The organism is Streptomyces sp. NBC_00286 (assembly GCF_036173125.1).
Lineage (GTDB): Bacteria > Actinomycetota > Actinomycetes > Streptomycetales > Streptomycetaceae > Streptomyces.
This window is the reverse complement of the sequence record NZ_CP108054.1, coordinates 894,856-915,815: the sequence shown is the minus strand read 5'-3', so window position 1 is coordinate 915,815 and position 20,960 is coordinate 894,856. Positions and strand designations below refer to the sequence as shown.

General features: G+C 67.6%; 16 protein-coding genes and 6 pseudogenes. 14 read left to right on the top strand and 8 right to left on the bottom strand.

Annotated elements, in window-relative coordinates; translation table 11 throughout:
- Nucleotides 1-92: 92 nt before the first annotated feature.
- Both OHT21_RS04360 and OHT21_RS04355 read left to right on the top strand, forming a co-directional pair.
- Nucleotides 93-542 (top strand): annotated as a pseudogene (locus OHT21_RS04360) (acyl-CoA dehydrogenase family protein); the annotation flags it as partial.
- Nucleotides 543-608: 66 nt separating this feature from the next.
- On the top strand, nucleotides 609-1,067 hold the full coding sequence (locus OHT21_RS04355) for an RrF2 family transcriptional regulator (protein ID WP_328766872.1): 459 nt from the start codon (nucleotides 609-611) through the stop codon (nucleotides 1,065-1,067).
- A gap of 522 nt (nucleotides 1,068-1,589) precedes the next feature.
- Here the strand turns inward: OHT21_RS04355 and OHT21_RS04350 are convergent.
- Both OHT21_RS04350 and OHT21_RS04345 read right to left on the bottom strand, forming a co-directional pair.
- Complete coding sequence (locus OHT21_RS04350) at nucleotides 1,590-2,273, bottom strand: IS630 family transposase (protein WP_328766012.1); 684 nt, start codon at nucleotides 2,271-2,273, stop codon at nucleotides 1,590-1,592.
- A gap of 82 nt (nucleotides 2,274-2,355) precedes the next feature.
- Nucleotides 2,356-2,646 (bottom strand): annotated as a pseudogene (locus OHT21_RS04345) (helix-turn-helix domain-containing protein); the annotation flags it as partial.
- A 298-nt stretch (nucleotides 2,647-2,944) separates the two neighbouring features.
- Between OHT21_RS04345 and OHT21_RS04340 the strand changes: the two are divergent.
- From OHT21_RS04340 to OHT21_RS04315, 6 genes and pseudogenes are all read left to right on the top strand, one after another.
- Nucleotides 2,945-3,040 (top strand): annotated as a pseudogene (locus tag OHT21_RS04340) (short-chain dehydrogenase); the annotation flags it as partial.
- 68 nt (nucleotides 3,041-3,108) lie between these two features.
- Complete coding sequence (locus OHT21_RS04335) at nucleotides 3,109-3,987, top strand: alpha/beta fold hydrolase (RefSeq protein WP_328766871.1); 879 nt, start codon at nucleotides 3,109-3,111, stop codon at nucleotides 3,985-3,987.
- Between the two features lie 106 nt (nucleotides 3,988-4,093).
- Nucleotides 4,094-4,558 carry a winged helix-turn-helix transcriptional regulator gene (locus OHT21_RS04330; protein ID WP_328766870.1) on the top strand — a complete coding sequence of 155 codons (465 nt, stop codon included), beginning with the start codon at nucleotides 4,094-4,096 and terminating at the stop codon, nucleotides 4,556-4,558.
- 487 nt (nucleotides 4,559-5,045) lie between these two features.
- Nucleotides 5,046-6,389, top strand: a complete 1,344-nt coding sequence (locus tag OHT21_RS04325) for an SCP2 sterol-binding domain-containing protein (RefSeq protein ID WP_328766869.1) — start codon at nucleotides 5,046-5,048, stop codon at nucleotides 6,387-6,389.
- Nucleotides 6,390-6,444: 55 nt separating this feature from the next.
- Entirely contained in the window at nucleotides 6,445-7,407 is a 963-nt protein-coding gene (locus OHT21_RS04320) for a PDR/VanB family oxidoreductase (RefSeq protein ID WP_328766868.1), read from the top strand.
- Nucleotides 7,408-8,072: 665 nt separating this feature from the next.
- Nucleotides 8,073-9,029, top strand: a pseudogene (locus OHT21_RS04315) (NmrA family NAD(P)-binding protein); the annotation flags it as partial.
- 322 nt (nucleotides 9,030-9,351) lie between these two features.
- Here OHT21_RS04315 and OHT21_RS04310 read toward each other — a convergent pair.
- Nucleotides 9,352-10,143, bottom strand: coding sequence for an IclR family transcriptional regulator (locus tag OHT21_RS04310; RefSeq protein ID WP_328766867.1), 792 nt, complete (start codon nucleotides 10,141-10,143; stop codon nucleotides 9,352-9,354).
- Nucleotides 10,144-10,261: 118 nt separating this feature from the next.
- Here OHT21_RS04310 and OHT21_RS04305 point away from each other — a divergent pair, with 118 nt between their 5' ends.
- The 6 genes and pseudogenes from OHT21_RS04305 (at nucleotide 10,262) to OHT21_RS04280 (ending at nucleotide 15,639) form a co-directional block, all read left to right on the top strand.
- Nucleotides 10,262-11,215, top strand: a complete 954-nt coding sequence (locus OHT21_RS04305) for a 5-dehydro-4-deoxyglucarate dehydratase (protein ID WP_328766866.1) — start codon at nucleotides 10,262-10,264, stop codon at nucleotides 11,213-11,215.
- Between the two features lie 47 nt (nucleotides 11,216-11,262).
- Nucleotides 11,263-11,397, top strand: a pseudogene (locus OHT21_RS04300) (glucarate dehydratase); the annotation flags it as partial.
- A gap of 272 nt (nucleotides 11,398-11,669) precedes the next feature.
- Nucleotides 11,670-12,689, top strand: coding sequence for a tripartite tricarboxylate transporter substrate binding protein (locus OHT21_RS04295; RefSeq protein ID WP_328766865.1), 1,020 nt, complete (start codon nucleotides 11,670-11,672; stop codon nucleotides 12,687-12,689).
- 2 nt (nucleotides 12,690-12,691) lie between these two features.
- Nucleotides 12,692-13,129 (top strand): tripartite tricarboxylate transporter TctB family protein, encoded by a 438-nt coding sequence (locus OHT21_RS04290; RefSeq protein WP_328766864.1) that lies wholly within the window; start codon nucleotides 12,692-12,694, stop codon nucleotides 13,127-13,129.
- 24 nt (nucleotides 13,130-13,153) lie between these two features.
- Entirely contained in the window at nucleotides 13,154-14,743 is a 1,590-nt protein-coding gene (locus OHT21_RS04285; RefSeq protein ID WP_328766863.1) for a tripartite tricarboxylate transporter permease, read from the top strand.
- Between the two features lie 326 nt (nucleotides 14,744-15,069).
- Nucleotides 15,070-15,639, top strand: a complete 570-nt coding sequence (locus OHT21_RS04280) for a TetR/AcrR family transcriptional regulator (RefSeq protein ID WP_328766862.1) — start codon at nucleotides 15,070-15,072, stop codon at nucleotides 15,637-15,639.
- A 261-nt stretch (nucleotides 15,640-15,900) separates the two neighbouring features.
- Here the strand turns inward: OHT21_RS04280 and OHT21_RS04275 are convergent, their stop codons facing one another.
- The 5 genes and pseudogenes from OHT21_RS04275 to OHT21_RS04255 all read right to left on the bottom strand — a co-directional run bounded on the left by OHT21_RS04275 (nucleotide 15,901) and on the right by OHT21_RS04255 (nucleotide 20,901).
- On the bottom strand, nucleotides 15,901-16,935 hold the full coding sequence (locus OHT21_RS04275; RefSeq protein ID WP_328766861.1) for a hybrid-cluster NAD(P)-dependent oxidoreductase: 1,035 nt from the start codon (nucleotides 16,933-16,935) through the stop codon (nucleotides 15,901-15,903).
- On the bottom strand, nucleotides 16,932-18,200 hold the full coding sequence (locus OHT21_RS04270; RefSeq protein WP_328766860.1) for an aromatic ring-hydroxylating oxygenase subunit alpha: 1,269 nt from the start codon (nucleotides 18,198-18,200) through the stop codon (nucleotides 16,932-16,934). The genes OHT21_RS04275 and OHT21_RS04270 overlap by 4 nt, the downstream gene beginning before the upstream one ends.
- A 44-nt stretch (nucleotides 18,201-18,244) precedes the next feature.
- Nucleotides 18,245-18,871, bottom strand: a complete 627-nt coding sequence (locus OHT21_RS04265; RefSeq protein WP_328766859.1) for a hypothetical protein — start codon at nucleotides 18,869-18,871, stop codon at nucleotides 18,245-18,247.
- 9 nt (nucleotides 18,872-18,880) lie between these two features.
- Nucleotides 18,881-19,166, bottom strand: a pseudogene (locus tag OHT21_RS04260) (helix-turn-helix domain-containing protein); the annotation flags it as partial.
- A 16-nt stretch (nucleotides 19,167-19,182) separates the two neighbouring features.
- A complete protein-coding gene (locus OHT21_RS04255; RefSeq protein ID WP_328766858.1) occupies nucleotides 19,183-20,901 on the bottom strand; it encodes a CocE/NonD family hydrolase in 1,719 nt (572 codons plus the stop codon).
- Nucleotides 20,902-20,960: the final 59 nt, after the last annotated feature.

Here is a 20,960-nt window from a genome sequence, read left to right as displayed (position 1 = left end):
TGCCTCTCCGGGGAACCGTCAATCTCCTTGATCTACAACCCTGTTGAGGGTACGTCGATCAGGGCGTGGAGATCGAGAAAGCGGATCGGACTGCCCGCGAGTACAGCAGAACCCTCGACTCTCCCTGGCAGCCAGCCCCGCAACAGCCCTGGCCGGGCAGCCCGCCGCAGGACCCGTACGTGCTGACGGCTTACGGCGAACTCGCCGTCGCCGCACACGCCGCATCCGCTCTCACCGACCAGGCGGTGGACGCCCTGATGCGTGGCCTCGCGCGGGGCGAGGACCTCGACGACGACGAGTGCGCGGAGATCGCCGTACTCGCGGGCGCGGCCGAAGCCGCCGCCTCCCGGGCCGTGCAGGAGATCACCACACGTGCCCTGGACGCCATCGGCGCCCGCGCCGCCACCTCGCGCCACGGATTCGACCGCTTCTGGCGCAACGCCCGGACCCACACCCTGCGCGAACCCGTCGGCGACCGACTCCGCGACGTCGGGGACTACTACCTCAACGGTGCACACCCGCCGTTCACCCTCTCCACCTGACCGCGCGCCGATCCCGCGATCGGTGACCGGTGACCGTCGTACGCCGCCGTGGCGGATAATCGCGGCATGCGGATCTCGGCGAAGGCGGACTATGCGGTACGGGCGGCGTTGGAGCTGGCTGCGGCAGGTGAGGACACGTCGGTCAAGGCCGAGGCGATCGCCCAGGCACAGGGCATCCCGCACAAATTCCTGGAGGGCATCCTGGGCGACCTCCGCCGAGGCGGTCTCGTGGTCAGCCAACGGGGCGGGAAAGGCGGCTACCGGCTGGCCCGCCCCGCGAACGCGATCGCCATCGCGGACGTGATCCGGGTCGCGGACGGACCACTGGTGTCCGTACGGGGCGTACGCCCGCCCGAGCTCTCCTACTGCGGCCCCGCGGAATCCCTGCTGCCCCTGTGGATCGCGGTACGCGCCAACGTCCGGAAGATCCTCGGCGAGGTCACCCTGGCCGACGTGGCCGCGGCCAAACTCCCCGACGAGGTCATGGGCCTGGCCGAGGACCCCGGGGCCTGGACGAATCCCTAGCCAACTCCTGGCCACCAGCTCGCTGGCATCTGGGACAACGAGGCCAGCGCCGGCAAGGGCAGGGATCGCCTCTCAGTTCGCCGCGTTCGCGGGCCTGCTATCCATCAGGATTCCTCTGTGCCGCCCCGGATTCAGAAGCCAATGGGTTGGTCGAGAGGGCCAACGGCTGTCTGGAGACCTCCTTCCTGCCGAGCCGTCACTTCACCGCCCCCCGACGACTTCAACACCCAGCTGGACGCCTGACTGAAGGTCGCCGACGGGCACGTCCAGCGCGCTTTGGAAACCGCCCGAGCGACGGGTGGGAGGCGGATCGGGCCGGGATGCTCACGGGGCCACCCGTTGACACGTCCGTCCTGGAGGCGGGGTGGGACGTGCGTCGACACCTGCGACTACGCCGTCGCCCCCGCGGCGATCGGCGGGATGGCGACCGTGCCCTGCGGCACCAATGGTCCTCGCCCGCGGCGGCGAGATCGTGGCCCGGCATCCCCGCTGCTGAACCTGCCACTAGTAGACTGTCGCGGCTTAATTTCGCTGTGTGGTTGGGTAGAGGTGGCGTAGTTTCACGCGTGCGTCGTCGGTGGTGAACTGCCAGTCGACTTGGCGCTGGTTGCTGTTGGTCTGTTGCTGCCAGGCAGCAAGTTCGGCGTTGAGTACGGCGAGGTCGTCGAGGCGGCGGTCCAGGCACTGGCGGGTGAGCGCGGAGAGCTCGATCTCGGCGATGTTGAGCCAGGACCCGTGTTTGGGGGTGTGGTGGATCTCCAGGCGCTGGGTCAGCGCGAAGGCCTTTGCCGGGTCGAACGCCTCGTAGAGCGAGGCGGTGGTGTGGGTGTTGAGGTTGTCCATCACCAGCACGACCGTGGCGGCGTCGGGGTAGTCCACGGTCAGCAGGTGCTCGACCTGGTGCGCCCAGTCGACCCTGGTCCGGCGGGGCTGCGCGTCCACGCGTCGCCATCCGCGCAGCGGCTCGACCCAGCAGAAGATCGAGCAGGTCCCCGAGCGGACGTACTCGTTGTCCTCGCGGCGGTCACGGCCCGGCCGCGCGGGAAGCGGATCACGGACGTGGCCGAGCAACTGGTACGGCTTCTCGTCCATGCACACCACCGGGCGCGTCGGGTCGAAGGGCCGGTGGTAGACCGCCAGGACATCCTCCATCGCCGCGGCGAAGGCCGCATTCGCAGCGGGCGGGATGGTCCAGCACTTCTTCACGTGAGGGCGCAGTTCCGTTTTTTAAGACCCGCCCGATCGTGGAGTGGTCCAGATCCGGGATGTCCTCGGCCAGCGCGACGTGCTTCTCCAGCAGGCGCAGCGACCAGCGGGCGTGTCCTTTGGGCGGCTTCGAGCAGGCCAGCGCAATCACCCTTGCCTCGACCTCGCCGGTCACCGGGGAGGGCACCGGCGGCAGTGCGCGTTCCTTCCGGCCGACCGTGGCCCACACATCGCCGCCGGTCTCCGCGTACCGCTTCGAGATCAGGCGGACCGAATCGCACGAGACCCCGACCCGCTCCGCGATCACCGCCCGCGGAGCGACCTCGCCGGCCGAGGTGTCCAACGCGAGCAGCACCCGCGCCCGCCTGATCATCGACGCGCTGCGGACCCCCGTCGTCGTCACACGCTCCAACGCCCGACGGTCTTCGGCACTCAAGACAACCGGATACTTCTTCTGCGAGGACACGGCACCCCTGCCCGGCCGAACGGAAGCATCAAGCGAAGCCTGCCCGACCCCAACTCCACCAACCAGAACGACACTTAGTCGCGACAGTCTACTAGAGCCTCACCGACCCGCATCAGCTCCTGCTTGCACTTGCACCTCAAAACCGATCGGTTTACCTTGTCGGAAACCGATCGGTTTCTCATTTGTGGAGGCAGCCATGACCGCCGTGCTGATCAACAACGTCAGCGCATCGGTCGGCGCCTCCTTCCTCGACTCCCCGCTCGACGACGTACGCCGGGAGTTCGAGACCAACTTCTACGGCGGCGTCCCCCGCCCTGCCGTACTCACACCTGAATCACATCCACAGTTCACACGTCAGGAGTCGGCGAGATGTCCAACCACGAGTCGCGTCCCACGATTCACATTCCGGGGACCACCAGCCACACCATCGCCCCACGTGCAGGACGCCATAGCCGCGAGGGAACCCTGCGCTACCTCAAGGCGGGCACCGGCGCCCCATTGCTCCTGCTGCACACTCTGCGGACGCAGGCCGAGCACTTCCGCCACCTCATCCCGCTGATCGCGGACCGGTACACCGTGTACGCCCTCGATCTGCCGGGGATGGGCTACTCGGAGATCGTGCCCGGCGCGTCCTACGAAGAGCCGGCGCTGCGCGCGGGAGTCGAGCGGCTCCTGAGCGAACTCGACCTCTACGACGTGACGTTGGTCGGGGAGTCGTTGGGCGGGGTGCTCGCCCTGACCGCCGCGGCCGATCTCCCGGAGCGGGTACGGCGCGTCGTCGCGGTGAACGCGTACGACTACCGCGACGGCATCGCCCGCTCCAGTGTCCTCGCGCGCGTGGTGACCGGCGGGATCATCGCTCCTGGGGTGGGCCCGGTGATCGCCCAGCAGGAACCCAAGCCCGTCCTGCGCAGAATCCTGCAGGGCGGCGTGGGCGACAAGACCGCTTTTCGGGAGGACTACGTGGACGAGCTCCTCCAGTCGGGCAGGCGTCCCGGCTTCCCGATCGTCGCCCGCGCTCTGTACCGGAACATGGCCGGCCTCATCGCGGCCCGCGCGCGCTACCCCGAGGTCAAGGCCCCCGTTCACCTCGTCTACGGGGAGAACGACTGGTCCCGGCCCTCGGACCGCGAGGCCAACAAGAGGCTGCTGCCCGCCGCCGATTTCACACAGGTGCCAGGAGCGCACCACTTCATCGCGCTCGAGAGCCCGGAGGTGGTGGCCGACCTGTTGAACGCGGTGGCATGATCGCCCCCAGAGCGCTGTGGCCACCCCCATTCCGTACGGGGATGGAGCGTGATGAACTTCGACTCGAAGCCGTCAGTTGCTTGACGCAACGTGCTAAATTCGCAGCATGTTGGGCCGAACATACGACAGTCAGCTGTGCTCCATCGCCCGGACTCTGGAGATTGTGGGCGAGCGCTGGACCTTGCTGATCATTCGCGACGCGCAGCTCGGCCTGCGCCGGTTCGAGGAATTTCAGGACAGTCTCGGTATCGCCCGCAATGTACTCACCAACCGTCTCTCCAAGCTGGTCGACGACGGGCTGCTGGATCGGGTCTGTTACCAGGAGCGGCCCGCCCGCTATGAGTACCGGCCGACGGGCAAGGCCAAGGACTTGCTCACGGCGGTGCTTTCTTTGATGCACTGGGGCGATGAGCACGCCGGGGATCCGGCCGGCCCTCCGCGGATCACGAACCATGTCGGATGCGGAGGTAACGTCCGGGAACAGCTCGTGTGCACCCACTGTGGAGAAGTGGTGGGCCCGGACGCCGTGCAGCTGCTTCCCGGCCCGGCACTCACCGACTCGCCGGCCTGACATCCGAAATGTTCCTCGATGGACTCGCCACCACCAGCTGGGGCGTGTACCGAGTCGCGATCAGTGCGCGGCCCGCGTGACGTCTGTTCCGCCGCCGGGGATCTGCTTCGACATGCCGCCCGATTGCTTTGCCGACGCCGCGGTAAGCCGCCCTTCTTCCGTCTTCTGTGGCAGGCGCGGTGGTGGACGGCCAGCCAGATGACGAGCTCGTGCCGCATCTCCCACCCCTCCCCGCCAGGCGTGAACTACCAGAGCACGCCCCCCTCTTCGCTGCCGTAGTTGCTAGAAGTACGCGCCGTTCCCGCGGTTCGGCGCATGTAGCACGCCGAACTACCCCTCTGTGCTGGGCAGTTGCAGCCGCATCCAGCAGAAGACTCAGCGGGGTGATCACAGCTCGACCGTAAGTTGCTTCACGAAACTCGCCCCGCTAGGGTGCGGGTTGCTTCATGAAACTCGTACGTATCCCGCCCCCGTGAGGTGACGCTCGATGGCCAGGAAAAAGCTCGAAGACCATCCCACCGTCGTCCAAGCCCGCCGGCGCGACCGCACGGTTGCCCGCCCCACCGAGCCGCTGGACGCGTCGTGGCTGCGCCAGCTGTGTCTCGATGCGGGTGCGGACGACGTCGGCTTCGTCGAGATCGACCGGGCGGACATCGCCGACCAGCGAGAGGACCTGAGCGCCGCGCTGCCGGGCGTCCGAACGTTGATCAGCATCGTGTCCCGAATGAACCGGGAGAACATCCGCACTCCCGCACGCTCGGTCGCCAACCTGGAGTTCCATCACACCGGCGACCACTCCAACGAGATCGGCCGGCACGTGGTGGGCGAGCTGGAAGCGACGGGCGTGCGCGCCATCAACCCCGCGATGGGGTTTCCGATGGAGATGGACAAGTTCCCCAGGAAGGCGTGGGTCGTCTCGCACAAGCCGGTCGCCGTGGCGGCCGGACTCGGCAAGATGGGTATCCACCGCAACGTCATCCACCCGAAATTCGGCAACTTCATCCTGCTCGGCACGATCCTCATAGACGCCGAGGTCAGCGAATACACCCGGCCTATCGAGTACAACCCCTGCTTGGAATGCAAGCTGTGCGTGACCGCCTGCCCGACCGGGGCGATCGCCTCCGACGGCCACTTCAACTTCTCCGCCTGCTACACGCACAACTACCGCGAGTTCATGGGTGGCTTCGGCGACTGGGCCGAACAGGTCGCCGAAAGCCGTAACGCCCACGACTACCGCTCGCGAGTGAGTGACAGCGAGAGCGCCTCGATGTGGCAGAGCCTGTCCTTCGGCGCCAACTACAAAGCGGCCTACTGCATGTCGGTCTGCCCGGCCGGCGAGGACGTCATCGGCCCCTGGCTGGACGATCGCAAGGCGCATCTGACCCAGGTCGTGCGCCCACTGACGGACAAGGAGGAGACCGTCTACGTCGTCCCGGGTTCCGACGCCGAGCAGCATGTGGCCGACCGCTTCCCGAACAAGCGCACAAAGCATGTGGCGATGAGTCTGCGTGCGAACAGCATCGACGGTCTGGTGGAAGGCCTGCCGCTGATCTTTCAGCGCGAACAGGCCAAGGACATGTCCGCCACCTACCACTTCACCTTCACCGGCGACGAGTCCCGGCAGATCACCGTGACCATCCGCGACCGCGAACTCGATGTCTCCGACGGACATCACGGCGAACCGGATCTCAGGATCACCGCCGACACGCGCACCTGGCTGCGCTTCCTCGCCAAGCCGTCACTGTTGGCGTGGGCACTGGTACGTCGCCAGATCAAGCTGCAGGGATCCCCCCGACTGCTGCGCGACTTCGGCCGCTGCTTCCCGTCCTGATCGGTCAGGAAGAAAGCATCACCGAATCATCACTGTGAGAAAGGAAAGGCGGATCATGAGCCCTCTCAGCACCGAAGTCGAGCTCGACCTCGTATTGGAACGTAAGGAAACGATGGCCGAAGGCGTCGTGCTGCTGACGCTGCGCGACCCGGAAGGCCGTCCACTGCCGGAATGGCAGCCGGGAGCACACATCGACCTGATATTGCGAGCCGACCTGGTCCGGCAGTATTCACTGTGCGGGGACCCGGGGGACCGGTCCCGTCTTCAGGTCGCGGTGCTGCGTGAACCGGAAAGCCGCGGCGGTTCGAGTCACGTGCACGACGGGCTCGCCGAAGGTGAGTCGGTGCGCATCAGCGGGCCACGCAACCACTTTCCGCTCGTGAAGGCCAAGAAGTACTTGTTCATCGCGGGCGGCATCGGGATCACCCCCATTCTGCCCATGCTGGCAGCGGTCAACGCGACCCGCGCGGACTGGCGCCTCCTCTACGGGGGCCGCACCCGAGCTTCGATGGCGTTCGGCGAGACCCTGCAGCGGGCCTACGGAAATCGGGTGAGCCTGCGGCCCCAGGACGAGTACGGGCTGCTGGACCTGCCTTCGCTACTCGGCAAGCCGCAGCGGAAGACAGCCGTCTACGCCTGCGGTCCGGAACCGCTGCTTGCGGCTGTCGAGGCCGGCTGCGAGAAGTGGCCGAGCGGATCTCTGCACCTGGAGCGCTTCGCCCCGAAGAAGGACGCCACCGCCGGGCCGCAGAGCAGCTTCGAGGTCGAGCTGGCCCAGTCCGGCAGAAAGCTGATGGTCTCTGAGGACATGTCCATTCTTGAGGCCGTCGAAGGTGCCGGTGTGCCGGTGATGACATCGTGTGAGGAAGGAATCTGCGGAACCTGCGAGACGAAGGTGTTGTCCGGGGAGATCGACCACCGCGACTCGGTCCTGGACGCCCAGGAGCGCGCCGCAGGCGACACCATGATGATCTGCGTCTCCCGAGCCAAGGGCAACCGCCTGGTCCTCGACCTCTGACGGCTGGTTTCCGCAGCACACGAGGCCAAGGTGGCACCGAGGCGGTTCCCTGAGGTCTGCCACAGGTAGCCAGGGCAGGGAGGCGCCGGCACGGCCAGATGCCGCCGGAGCGCCCAGCTGCAAACCAGCGGCGAACCGCGAGGCCCCTGCGTGTACCGTCTTCGCCCAGACTTGCGCGCGAAAACCGATCGGTTTACGATGACGGAACCGATCGGTTTCTCGTCGCGGACCGAAGGGTGATCGCGTGCGGTTTCGTAATGTATCCAGCAGGTTTTCCGGTGGATTCAGTATTCACCCGAGTGCCGGAAGTGCTTTCTTCGCAGTCGGTCTCCGAGGTGGCGCACATCGCGACCGACGTCACCATCGTCAGCAACAATGCCGGCGCCCTGCTGCCGACTCCCCGCGCCCGCCTAGGGCAGCGAACGCCAGTTTCCTGAGACCGGAGAGGTATTGGGAATGAGTGAGAATTCGCAGAAGAAGACGTTTTACGCCCTGAACATGTTCGACGTGGTCAACGTAGAGAAATACCTTGCGTATTTCAGCCGTTTGCCCGAAGTGGCTCCGCAATATGGTGGCCGCATGGTGGCGTTTGGTCGTTTCCGAGACAATGTAGTCGGTGACCTCGCGCCACGGCAGGTTCGGATGCCACCTCCCCCCGGGCCCAGGCTCTCCTCGCGCTCGGCAACGTCTCCATCCTCGAGGGGTCATTCGCCGACGAGGACGTGCTGCGTGAAGGATTTCGCGGCTGCGACGGAGCGTTCATCAATATCGACGGGTTCAACACCGGCGAGAAGGCCGAGACCTACTGGGCCATCCGCGCGTACGAGATAGCGATCGAAGAAGGAATCAAGTTCTTCGTCTACGGAAACCTCGACTACGCCCTCAAGAAGTCGGGCTACGACTCCAGGTTCCGTACCGGCCACTATGACGGAAAAGGCCGCATGGCCGAATGGGTACTGTTCCAGAACGAAAAGAACAGGGACCGCATGGGAGCAGCGGTCTTCACCTCGGGTCCCTACATCGAGATGGTGATCTCACCGCTCACGCCCATGCAACCCAGCATCGAGGACGGCGTCGTCACCTGGCGAGTTCCGCTTGGTAAGGGAGCCGTTCCGCATGTCGCTCTCGAAGACTGCGGATTCTATGTACGCTGGCTCTTCGACCACCCGGAACGGGCCAATGGCATGGACCTCGAAGTCGCCATCGAGCACATGACCTACACCGATATGGCTGCGGCATTCGAGAAAGTCACCGGGCATCCGGCCCAGTACATCGACACCGATCTGGACGCCTATTGGAACAGTCCGGACCTGAAGGGGATCGCTGATCACCCTGCCGGATACAACGCCGATCCCAACGACAAGAGCACCATGAGCTTCCGCGACAATTTCACGGGCTTCTGGAACGTGTGGAAGCACGGAATCATCACCAGGGACTACGCCCTGCTCGACGAAATCCACCCCAACAGGATCAGAAGCGCTGAGGAGTGGTTCCGCCGCGAAGACCAGTTGGGAAGGGAACTCGGCAAGGGAAGTCTCTGGGAGAGGGTCCAGCCTGAGAATTGGAGCATGGACTCCGCGGTCCTCAAGAGCAGCGCAGATTTCAGGACAGGCAAGTTGTAGACGGACGCGATCGGCGCCGCCCACGGCCGTCCAACATGGTCAGGAGTGGGCGATCGGGCATTCCAGCAGGGGAGAGCTTCCAGATTGAAGTCGGCGGATGCTCTCGACAGGGAACCACGATGAGAGTCGGCGTCCCTTGCGCGCCTGAGTCGTTGCGCTGGAGGTCCCGATCCTTGAGGCCGGCAGTGGGCCGATGGTGATGGTCCTCTGCCTCAGTCCCAGCACTGCCCGAACTGGCCAAGTGCGGCGATGGCACGGACACGGTCGTCTCAGCCGGCCTGGTCAACGGTTCGGGCAGCGGCTGTCCCGTCGGGCGGACGCCCTACGGCATCGTGTGGTCGATCGGCGCCATCCGCTCGATCGACAGCCGGGTGAGCCGCATGGCCTCGATGAGTTCCTCGGTTCTCGCGGGGTTGAGCCGGTCGATGGGGATCGAGCAGCTGATCGCGTCGATCGGGGGTGTGGTGAACCGGAGTGAGAATCCGTAGCAGACGACGCCGGCGAAGTTCTCCTCGTTGTCGATGGCGTATCCGCGCTCGGCGGTGGCCCGCAGGTCCTTGATCAGGGTGTCGTGGTCGGCGTGGGTGTTCGGCGTGAGGGGCTTCAGCGTGTCGGGAACATGGTCGGCCAGGTCGGTGTCCAGCCGCTCGGCGAGCAGCGCCTTGCCCAGTGCCGTGCTGAAAGCCGGGAGCCGGCGGCCGACCCGGCTGAAGGGGCGGAGGTACTGGCTGGATTCGTGCGTCGCCAGATAGACGATGTCCGTGCGGTCCAGTCGCCCGTAGTGGATGGTCTCGTCGAGCTTGGCGCTCAGGTCGTTGATCAGCGGCTGGACGATGCGCAGATAAGGGTCCGCGTCCAGGTAGGTCGTCCCCGCGAGGAGGGCGCGGATGCCGACGCTGTAGAGCGTGCCGGAGGGATCGGTGCGGACCCAGCCGTGTTCCGTCAGGGTCCGCAGCAGAGCGTAGACGCTGCTGCGTGGGGCGCCGAGGGCCTCGCTCAGTTCCCGCAGCCGGGCGGGCCGGTTCTGCCGCGCGGCCAGGAGCTCAAGCAACTCGACCGTACGGGCTGCCGACTTCACGCCCCGTACGCCGCTGACCGCCTCAGGCTCACTCATCGCCACCCCTTCCGAATGCACTCGAAGAATTCTTGCACCGATGCTTGACGGTTATCAGCCATGTAGCCATGCTCTCCCACACGAGACAACTGTCTACATACGGAGACAGATAGCGCTCATGGAGACGACTCGGGATGTCGAGCGTGACCGCGAGACGGCGGATCGGCTGCGCAAAGGGATGGCGCAGGGTGTCCTGTCCTTCCCGCTGACATCCTTCAACACTGAAGGCGGACTCGACCTCGACGGCTTCCGCACTCACCTGGCTGCGCAGCTCGCCGCCGGCCCGGGTGCCGTCTTCGTCGCCTGCGGAACCGGAGAGTTCTTCTCACTGTCCGCCGAGGAGTACCACGCCGTCGTACGCACCGCCGTCGAGGTCGTGGCGGGACAGGTCCCGGTGGTGGCCGGCGTCGGGTACGGCTGGTCGCTCGGGCTGCAGTTCGCCCGGCTCGCGGAGAGGGCCGGCGCGGACGCCGGGCTGCTCATGCCGCACTACCTGATCTCCGCCCCGCAGCGCGGATACGTGGACCATGTCCGCGCGGTGGCGAGCGGCTCGCCCCTTCCCCTGATCGTCTACCAGCGCGGGCAGGTCAAGCTGAGCACAGCCGCGGCCAGGGAACTGGCCACGGTGGACGGCGTCGTCGGCCTCAAGGACGGGCACGGCGACCTCGACCAGATGCAGCGGCTGCGGCTGGTGACGCCCGGCGACTGGCTGTTCTTCAACGGCGTGGCCACCGCCGAGATGCAGGTACGGGCATACGCGAGCATCGGCATCCCCGCCTACTCCTCGGCGGTCCACGCCTTCGCACCCGAGATCGCGGGCGCCTTCTACGCGGCGCACCGGGCCGGAGACCACCCAAGAATGGAACACCTGCTGAGGGAGTTCTACCTGCCCCTCGTCGAACTGCGTGACCAGGGCACGGGTTATGCGGTGTCCCTGGTCAAGGCGGCGGCCCGGCTCCGCGGAGCCCCGGTCGGCCCGGTCCGCGCACCCCTGATGGAACCGGCCCATGACCACCTGGGACAGCTCGAGGCCCTCCTGCACACCGGCCTGGCGCTCGCAACAGGCAAGTGAGGAAGTGAGGGAACGCCGTGCTCAGCAGCGCGCCTCGCACCGTCAAGGTGACCGTCACTCCCATCCTCATCAGTGACCCGCCGCTGCTCAACATCCTCGATGTGCGTCAGCCGTACACACCCCGCAGCATCGTCGAAACAGAGACCTCCGACGGCGTCGCCGGCATCGGTGAGACCTACGGCACCCGCGACCACCCCGACGAGGAGATCGCCGCCGTCCGCGCCCTGGCCGGCACCTTCACCGACGGCGGCCCGGAGGTCACCGACACCCCGGGCTCGGCGTCGAACCCGCCCGGGATGCGCCGACCCGCCCGCACGAACGGTTCGACCGGACGCCGCAGGGCATGGCCGCGACGACGTCGCGGCCATGCGGCGCAAGCCCACCGGCTGGACGCAGCCACCGCTCCCGCGGTGGTGACCCCGGCCGGCCAGAACCCCACGCATGAAGGAGAACAATGATGTTCCAGGCCCGACTGCGCCAGGGGCGGCACCTCGCCGGCGCGGCTGTCTGCGCCGCTGCGCTGCTCGCCCTCACCTCGTGCGGAGGGGTCCAGGGCGGCGGGGGAAGCGGCGAAGACGCCGAGAACTATCCCACCAAGACCGTGGAGTGGACCGCGCCCAACGACCCGGGCGGCAGCACCGACCTGATATCGCGCGCCGCAGCCAAGGCGATGGAGGACCCCCTGGGACAGTCCGTTGTGGTGGAGAACAAGCCCGGCGCCAACGGCGCCGTGGGCGGCAAAGAGGTCCTCGGCCGCAAGCCCGATGGCTACAGCCTGGTCATGCTCTTCCAGTCCCTCATGTCGATCGGCCCGCACACCGTCGTCGACGATGACCCCATCAAGATGTCCGACATGGACGTCATCTCCGGGCTGACCGTGGAGGACTACGTCCTCGTCGTCCCGGCGAAGTCGGACATCGAGACCCTCGACGACCTGCTCGCGAAGAAGTCGGTCAAGTACGGCACCACAGGCGCCGGCACCGGCAGCGAGCTGGCCCAGGCTCTCCTCTTCGGCGACGCCGGCGTCAAAGCCGGCGGCATCCCGTTCGACGGCGGCGCGCCCACGGTGACCGCGCTGCTGGGCAACCAGGTGGACGTCGGCGCGGTCCATGTGGCCGAGGCCGCTCCCCATCTCGCGTCCGAAAAGCTGCGTCCACTGGCGGTTTTCGCCAAGGAGCGCATCGACTTCCTGCCCGACGTGCCCACCGCTGTCGAGTCCGGCCACGACGTCGTCGTGGACCAGCGCCGCTGGGTCGCCGGTCCGGCAGGACTGCCGGACAACGTCGTCTCCGAGCTGCGAGCGGCGCTGAAGAAGGCCTTCAAGGACCCGGAGTACGGCAAGTTCCTGGAGAACAACTACATCGGCCGCTGGGAGGCCTCGCCGGACGCCGTCGTCAAGCAGGTCGAGACCGCCAAGAAGCGCTACGGCGAGCTCATCGACAAATTCGATCTGGACCTGAAGACCGAGGGCTGACCATGAGGACCCAGGCACGACTGGGGGCGCTGGTGCCGCTCGGCATCGGCGCCCTCGCCGCCCTGGCGGCCGTATCGATGGGGTTGGGTTCGCCCGCGGACCCCGGCCCCGGGCTGTGGCCCCTGATCGTGAGCCTCGCCATGGTGACGCTGTCCGCCTCGCTGCTCCTCAATCCCGGCGCGGACACCGAGCAGGAGCCGTTCAGCCGGCAAACCGCCGTGGTGGCCCTGGGCGCCCTGTCGCTGGTCGCGTACACCCTGCTCATCGAGCGGGTGGGCTTCGAGGTCATGACGGTGCTCCTGCTGGTGCTGTGGATGCGCGGCTTCGGCCGGGACAGCTGGCGGCTCAGCCTGGCCGTGGCAGTGGCCGCGTGTGCAGCGTCGTATCTGCTCTTCATCGTCGCGCTGGGCGTCTCGCTGCCTCATCTCGTCGCGTTCTGATCCCTCAACACCTGTGAGAATCCGATGGACTTCCTCACTCCCGCTCTGGACGGCTTCGGCGTGGTCTTCGAGCCGCAGAACCTGCTGTACTGCCTGATCGGGGTGACACTCGGCATGCTGGTCGGCGTGCTGCCCGGCCTCGGCCCGGCCGCCACCATCGCCATCCTGCTGCCGGTCACGTACACCCTCGAACCGGCCTCGGCGATCATCCTGCTCGCCGGCATCTTCTACGGCGCCCAGTACGGCGGCACGGTCACCTCGGTGCTGCTCCGCCTGCCCGGAGAGGCCTCGACGGTGGTGACCGCCATCGACGGCTACGAGATGGCCCGTACGGGCCGGGCCGGATCCGCGCTCGGCATCGCCGCGATCGGTTCCTTCATCGGCGGCACCGTAGGCATCGTCGGACTGACCGTGGCGGCCCCGTTGGTGGCGGGCTGGGCTCTGGCCTTCGGCCCGCCGGAGTACGCCGCGCTCGCGCTGCTCGGCATCCTGATGATCTCCACCCTGAGCACCGGATCCCTGCGCCGCAGCCTCCTGGCGGGCAGCATCGGGCTGCTGCTCGCCACCGTGGGCCGCGACCCGCTCCTGGGCAGCGCTCGCTACACGTTCGGCAGCGACCAACTCGCCGACGGGCTCGACTTCGTCATCCTCGCCATGGGCCTGTTCGGCATCGGCGAGATCCTGCACAGCCTCGAACGCCTCCGCCAGGGCGCCCCGCCGAAGCCCCGCGTCGGCCGCGCCCGGCCCAGCCGGGCGGAGTTCCTGCAGTCGAGGTGGGCGATCGCCCGAGGGACGGTGGTGGGCTTCTTCCTCGGCATCCTTCCCGGCGGCGGCGCCACGATGTCCTCGATGGTCGCGTACACGGTCGAGAAACGCTCCTCCAGGACGCCCGAGCGGTTCGGCAAGGGCGCGATCGAGGGGGTCGCGGGCCCGGAGGCGGCCAACAACACCGCCGCCACCTCCTCGTTCATCCCGCTGCTCACCCTCGGCATCCCGGCCAACGCGACCATGGCCGTCATGTTCGGCGCCCTGCTGCTGGCGGGCGTGACCCCGGGCCCGCAGATGATCGACGAACATCCCGAGGTGTTCTGGGGCGTCATCGACTCCATGTACATCGGGAACCTGTTCCTGATCATCCTCAGCATGCCGCTGATCGGGCTGTTCGTCCGCGTGCTGCGCGTCCGGGCCAGCGTCCTGGCGCCGCTGACCGTGCTCATCACCATGATCGGCGTCTACACGATCCGCTCCAGCATGTTCGACATGCTCGCCGTGGTCGTGCTCGGCGTCGTCGGCTACCTGATGAAGAAGGTCGGATTGCCGCCCGGCCCGCTCGTCCTCGCCTTCGTGCTCGGCAACCTGCTGGAGACAGAGTTCCGGCGCTCGATGCGGATGTTCGACGGCGACGTGACCGGCTTCCTGGGCCGCCCCGTCTCCGCCACGCTGCTCGCCTTCGTCGTCGTCTTCGCGGTCGCCGTACCCCTCCTCAGCCTCCGCAAGAAGCTCCGGCAGCCCGCACCTCCCGACACCACGACCACTCCGGAGCGAACCCCGGACCACCCCCGTACGGCGGCCGAACCTGGCGGCCCCAGCGAGGAGCGACACCCTCCGGGCTGACCCCTGGACCGGCCGTGAGGATGGCGCCTCGTCGACCTGCGCAGCCGGGCGGCCGCACCCGGCGTCAACCCGTCTGCGGGCACTCCCGGCGGGACATGCTCCACGTGCTCCGACACACCTACGCGAGCGTCCAGTCCGAAGCGGTCCAGGTCGACCATGCCCTCGGCTCCACCCACAACGACATGGGTCCGCTGCCCCTGCACCGCCCGCTGGCACCTCATGACTCGGCGGCGACGGTCCTTCCCCCAGGCCGTCGCCGAGCCTCTGTCCGGACTGCGGGAAACCGATCGGTTTGCTTTTTCTCTGCTTCGGGTTAACCTCGCGATATGACCACCGAAGTGAAACTGAGCCCCAGGGAGCGACTGCTGGAGGCGGCGGCCACGCTCACCTACCGAGACGGCGTCAGTATCGGCGTTGAGGCGCTGTGCAAGGCGGCGGGGGTGTCGAAGCGCTCCATGTACCAGCTGTTCGAGAGCAAGGACGAACTCCTGGCCGTAAGCCTGAAGGAGCGCGCCTCCGCCTACGTGGCAACTCTCCTGCCCGCAGCGGACGACGTCCGGTCGCCCCGCGAGCGGATCCTGCACGTCTTCGAGCAGGTGGAATCGCAGGCAGCGGCACCCGAGTTCCGAGGCTGCCGATACCTGGCCGTGCAGATCGAACTCAAGGACCAGAGTCACCAAGCGAGCCGGGTCGCCCATCAGGTCAAGGCGAACCTGACCGCCTTCTTCCGCGCCGAGGCCGAGCGCGGCGGGGCGAGCGATCCCGACCTGCTGGCCCGGCAGCTCAGCATGGTCTTCGACGGCGCCAGTGCCCGCGCGGGTATCCAGGCCGACAACCTGACCGGGCTCGTCGCGCCCACGGTGACCACCCTGCTCGACGCGGCAGGCGTGCGCTGACGCATCGCATTTTCGGAGACCTCGCCGATCAGGTCATCACCTTGCGCCTCGGCGGCCGCCACGGCGACGCATCCCTGCATCTGTGTCAGCAGCGGTTCGGGGCGCGTCGAGATCAGTTGTGCGTAAGCATTCGACATCGCCTCGAGGGCCTGTCGCCGTCCGGAGTCAGCACCGTATCGACCCGCCTGCGGGCGATCGCCCACTCCGGTCGGTCCGGCCAGGCGGATAGCTATCCGCCTACTGGGGCATGCTTTCCCGTCATCATGCGTCGATCACAAGGTCCTCCAACGGCTTCGAGCAGCAGAGAAGGACCTTGTTCTGGGCGATCTCGCGTGGGCGTATGCCTCCGTTGTGCCGCATGTCGACGGAACCGGAGAGCAGGGGCGCCTTGCAGGTGCCGCACATGCCCTGGGCGCAGGAGGCCGGCAGGCTGAGGCCGGCTCGGGACGCGGCGGCGAGGAGCGCGGTGTCGGGGTCGCACTCGATCGTGCGGCCGCTGCGGGTGAACTCGATCTTGAAACCGGCGGAGGTTCCGGTGGCGGGCGGGGTGGTGGCCGCGGCGGCCTGTGTCTCGAAGGTGAAGCTCTCTTCGTGGCAGTGATCCATGTCCAGGCCCGCGTCCGCGAGCATGGCGCGTACGGCGGTCATGTAGCCGGTGGGGCCGCAGGTGAAGACCTCGCGGTCGTGGAAGTCGGGGGCGACCTGCCGCAGCGTTTCGAGCGTCAGCCGACCGCGGTATCCGCCCCAGGGTGCGTACGGCCGGTCCTCCTCGCAGACGTGGACCACGCGGATGTTGGGCGCGGTCGCGGCGATGAGGTCGAGTTCGTGACGGAAGACGATGTCCGCCGGGGTGCGGGCGCTGTGCACGAACACCACGTCGGCCGGATCGGCCAGGTCGTACAGCGTTCTGGTCATGGACATCGACGGGGTCACTCCTACGCCCCCGGACAGGAAGAGGTACTTCGATGCCGGATGGCGGGCCGTCGAGAAGTCGCCAAGTGGGCCGTGCGCGCGCACGGTGTCGCCCGGCTTGAGGTGGTCGTGCAGCCAGTTCGACACGAGTCCGCCGGGTACGCGCTTCACCGTGATCGTGAGCAGGAAGGGGCGGGTGGGCGGGGAGGAGATGGTGTAGCAACGCTGGACCGGCCGGCCGTCGATGTCCACGGTCAGCGTCACGAACTGGCCCGGGTCGTGCCGGAAGAGCCGGGGTTCGGCGTACTCGAACACGAAGGTGGTGACGTCGTGGGTGAGCGGGTGGACCTGACGGCACACCAGCAGTTCTTCGCTCTCGGTCATCGCTGCCTCTCCAGGTGTGACAGGTGTGCCTTGAGCCGGGTGACGTACCAGTTGACGAACGCCTCGACCTGCTCCTCCGCCGGGGCGTACGGGCCCGGCACATAGGCCGGGCTGCTCACGCCCCGCTGGGCGCGCTCGACGAAGACGGCGTCCTGGTCGTTCGTGGCCTTCCACACCTTGGTCAGCGTGCCGAGGTCGTAGTCGACCCCTTCGACGGCGTCGGCGTGCACGAGCCAGGTGGTGCGCACGAGGGTGCGGTCGGGGCCGAGGGGGATCGCGGAGAACGTGATGGCGTGGTCGGCCATGAAGTGGAACCAGGCGTTCGGCTGGGTGTGGAAGGAGAGCCGGCCCAGGCGGGCGGTGGGGAAGTCGGCCAGCAGGCGCTTGCAGGCCGCCGTGCCGTCGGCAGTGTAGGACTCGCCGGCCCCGTCGAGGGGTTCGCGCTGGATGCGGAACCCGGTGGGGCGGGTGTCCAGTTCCTCGATCGTGGCATAAGGCAGGCCGAGTGACTCGTAGGTCGTGCGGGCTTCGGCGTCGGCCCGCTGGAAGCGCTCGTACGTCGGGCGCAGTATCGCCGGGATGTCGTGCTTCTGGTAGCCGTAGATGGGGAAGTAGCAGGCCTGGAGTTCGGGGTGGCCGGTGCAGTGGTAGCACTCCCGGTTGTTCTCCAGGGTCAGCTTCCAGTTGGCGTTCTCCACCAGGTCGGTTTGCGTGGCGACCTTCGCCTTGGCGAGGTTGTGCGGTGCGAGGTACGGCTCGACGCGGGCGGCGATCTCGTCGAAGTCGGCGGGTGGTTCGGCGGCCAGGCAGATGTAGACCAGTCCGGCCAGGGTACGCACGTGGACGGATCGCAGCCCGAAGCATGACGGGTCGAAGCCGGGTGCCTGGGACTCGGCGTGCAGCAGCTTGCCGTCCACGCCGTACGTCCAGTGGTGGTACCCGCAGACGATGTTGCCCACCGAGCCGCGCTCCTCGTTCAGGATGCGGGCGCCGCGGTGGCGGCAGACGTTATGGAAGGCCCGTACGTCCTCGTCGTCGTCGCGGACGACGATGATCGAGTACGGCCCGATGGTGACCGTCACATAGTCGCCGGGCTCGGGGACCTCCGCCTCGGTGGCGACGAACAGCCAGTGCCGGGCGAAGATCGCCTCGATGTCGAGGCCGAAGAACTCCTCGCTGACGTAGAACGGGGCCTCCAGGCTGTGTCCGACGGGACGCCGGGCGACGAGATCGCCCACTTCGGCGTCGGGTGTCGCATGGTTCATCGCAAGTCTCCGGTGAATCTCAGGAGTTGACGTGGCGGTCGCGCTCAGATCGGCAGGCACAGCCGAAGCGCGTCATGGATCGCGGCATGGATGTTGCGGGAGGTGACGGCGTCGCCGATGCGGAACAGTTGGTAGCGGCCCTGCTCGTTGCGGATCACCGTCTGCTCGCGGTGTGCCGGCAGGGCGCGGAGGTCGACCTCGCCGAGGTTGGTCGAGCCGGGGAGGAGATCGACGTACAGCTCGTCGTTCGGCAACGTCCCGTGTTCTACGACGACTTGGTCGACGATCCGCTCGGTCTCGGCCTCGGTGTACTCGCTGTAGAGGCTCGCGGCGAGCCGTCCGTCCGCGGTGCGGCGTACGGCGCGTAGCCGCTGGGCGAGCGTGGTGACGACATCGTGCGCGGTGAAGGCCCGTAGGTAGGCAGGGGAGTTCATGCTGCCGACGTCGGGGGCGAGGGTGCGCTCCGGGGTGACGTACTCGATCCAGGCGCCGGATTTCGTGAGGACCTCCACGGCGTCCATGGCCGGGTAGCCGCCGTGGTCGTCGTAGACCAGGATCTCCCCGCGCGGATTGCGCAGCGAGCCCGTCAGCACATCCCAGGTGTCGGAGACCAGGCCTTCGCCCTTGGTGAGGAAGCTGCGGTCGGGCATGCCGCCGGTGGCGACGATCACGAGGTCGGGGGTGACACCGCGCCGTGCGCAGGCAGCGTAATGCTTCGCGGCCGATGCGGATGACCCGGCCGTGGACTTTCCGCAGGTAGGCGACGAGTTTGCGCAGTGACCAGCGGGTGAAGGGCTGGCCGAGCTTGGCGGGTCGCGTGGTGGCCGTCTGGATGACGAAGTCTTCATCGTCAGTGCTGAGCAGGCGGGGACGGCCTCCCGCCCACCGAGGGTCCAGGCAGGCCAGACCGATCTCGTTGAACCGGTGGATCACATCCCGGACGGTGCTCTCGTCGGCCTGTACCACAGGTGATGCGCCCGGCTCAGTCACGCGCGGTGGGAACCGTGAACGACGGGGGCCGCGCGGCCAGTTCCTTCGTCGTGTACGCCTTCACGTAGGTGTCGAGGTACGGCGAGCGCTTGCCCTCGGTGGGCCGGTCGTCGGCAGGGTCGTCGACGGAGAGGCTGAGGCGTGCGTTGGTCACCTTGATGCGGTCACCGGTCGGGGTGTCGATCCACACGCCGTCCTGGACGGTGCCGATCTCGACGGCCAGGGAGTGGCCGGCCTTCAGACGCCAGTCGGTCGACTTGAGGTCCACGGCCACCTGCCCGGAGGCGTCCGCGACGGCGACCTGCTGGTCGAACATGACGGCGGAGCCGTCCGGTGCGACGTCGTACAGCTTGGCCATGACGTTGCCGATGCCCTCGGTCTCCATCCGGATCCTGGGGGTGCCGGTGACGCGGACGGCGTGCTCGATCGGCTCGGACCACGTGAGGATGCTCGCCGAGCCGCCGGGCTCGCCCCGGTCCACGTAGGACCCGTCGTGCAGCGGTACGTCGGCGGATCGGTCCGAGAGGGGCCAGGTGTCCTGGGAGCGCCAGGTTCCGGTGCTGTCCTGGATGGCGTAGGCCGGGTAGTCGGTCGTGGGGTCGATGCCCTTGAGCTGCTGGTCGTAGAAGGACATCACCTCCTTGAACCAGCCCGCGCGACCCATCTGCAGCCGCCCGTCCTCGGTGCGTTCGTTGCCGCGCACGTGGTCCCACTGGCCGAGCCAGCCACGCTGGGTGCCCTGGTGGCCCGCGAGGTACTCCTGCATCGCCTCCGGCGTGGTGTTCGACTCGATGAAGCCCTGGGTGAAGAACAGCGGGGTGTCGCTCCCCTCGGCCTGCTTCGCCAGGTCGCGCTGCCGCCAGTACGGATCCTCGGGGTCGGGCTTGAGGTTGTTGTCCGTGTTGTAGGCGGCGCATTCCGGGTGCTTCAGCTCGTACTGGCTGTTCTTCCGGTAGCGCTTCTGGTCGTCGGGCAGCGGCGGCAACTGCGCTATCTGGTTGTAGGTGTTGGGGGCGAGGGCGCCGCCGAGCTTCGGGACCCGGTTGGAGCGGGTCAGGCGGTACATGTCCCAGACGGGTTCCTGGGCGACGACGGCCTTCAGCGCGTCCTGGTCCAGGTTGTTGCCGACCAGGGCGGTCGTCGCGTCGTACGACTTGCCGTACATGCCGACCTTGCCGGTGGACCACGGCTGTTTCGCCGCCCAGTCGATCGCCGCCTTGACGTCGGCCTGCTCGCCCTTGCCCATGTAGTCGAGGCAGCCGCTGGACCCGCCGAAGCCGCGCAGGTCCACCTGCACCAGGGCGTAGCCCCGCTCGAACAGGTGGCCGCCCTCGGCGAGGTCCTTGAAGCGTGCGGACGGGCCGGTCTTCTTCCACTTCTCGTCCGTGAGCTCTCCGGAGTGCCCGAAGTAGGCGCCGACGGAGAGGATGACGGGCACCTTCTCGCCCCGGGGCAGCTCTTCCGGCAACAGGACGTCGGCGTGCAGCTCGGTGCCGGAGCCGTCCGAGGACGGGAAGTAGTGCTGGGTCCACGCCGCGCCCTTGGGAACACGTTCGTTGTCGCTGTGCGTCACCGCGTCATCGGCGGCGGATGCCGCGGGGGCGGCGGACGGTGCCGCGCCGGCGGGAGCGATGTGGGCGCCGGCCAGCGCCAGGATGGTGGCGGTGGCGGTGGCCCGTGCAGTGGCTGAGGGCAGGAGGGTCTTCTTCATGGTCTCTCCGGAGGTGGGTGTGGCAGCGTGTCGTCAGATGGGTGTGGCAGCGCGTCGTC

Coding starts and splice junctions, on each gene's coding strand:
- OHT21_RS04280 (WP_328766862.1), top strand. CDS start 15,070: ATGACCACCGAAGTGAAACTGAGCCCCAGGGAGCGACTGCTGGAGGCG.
- OHT21_RS04285 (WP_328766863.1), top strand. CDS start 13,154: ATGGACTTCCTCACTCCCGCTCTGGACGGCTTCGGCGTGGTCTTCGAG.
- OHT21_RS04290 (WP_328766864.1), top strand. CDS start 12,692: ATGAGGACCCAGGCACGACTGGGGGCGCTGGTGCCGCTCGGCATCGGC.
- OHT21_RS04305 (WP_328766866.1), top strand. CDS start 10,262: ATGGAGACGACTCGGGATGTCGAGCGTGACCGCGAGACGGCGGATCGG.
- OHT21_RS04325 (WP_328766869.1), top strand. CDS start 5,046: ATGGCCAGGAAAAAGCTCGAAGACCATCCCACCGTCGTCCAAGCCCGC.
- OHT21_RS04270 (WP_328766860.1), bottom strand. CDS start 18,200: ATGAACCATGCGACACCCGACGCCGAAGTGGGCGATCTCGTCGCCCGG.
- OHT21_RS04275 (WP_328766861.1), bottom strand. CDS start 16,935: ATGACCGAGAGCGAAGAACTGCTGGTGTGCCGTCAGGTCCACCCGCTC.
- OHT21_RS04330 (WP_328766870.1), top strand. CDS start 4,094: ATGTTGGGCCGAACATACGACAGTCAGCTGTGCTCCATCGCCCGGACT.
- OHT21_RS04295 (WP_328766865.1), top strand. CDS start 11,670: ATGATGTTCCAGGCCCGACTGCGCCAGGGGCGGCACCTCGCCGGCGCG.
- OHT21_RS04320 (WP_328766868.1), top strand. CDS start 6,445: ATGAGCCCTCTCAGCACCGAAGTCGAGCTCGACCTCGTATTGGAACGT.
- OHT21_RS04255 (WP_328766858.1), bottom strand. CDS start 20,901: ATGAAGAAGACCCTCCTGCCCTCAGCCACTGCACGGGCCACCGCCACC.
- OHT21_RS04355 (WP_328766872.1), top strand. CDS start 609: ATGCGGATCTCGGCGAAGGCGGACTATGCGGTACGGGCGGCGTTGGAG.
- OHT21_RS04335 (WP_328766871.1), top strand. CDS start 3,109: ATGTCCAACCACGAGTCGCGTCCCACGATTCACATTCCGGGGACCACC.
- OHT21_RS04310 (WP_328766867.1), bottom strand. CDS start 10,143: ATGAGTGAGCCTGAGGCGGTCAGCGGCGTACGGGGCGTGAAGTCGGCA.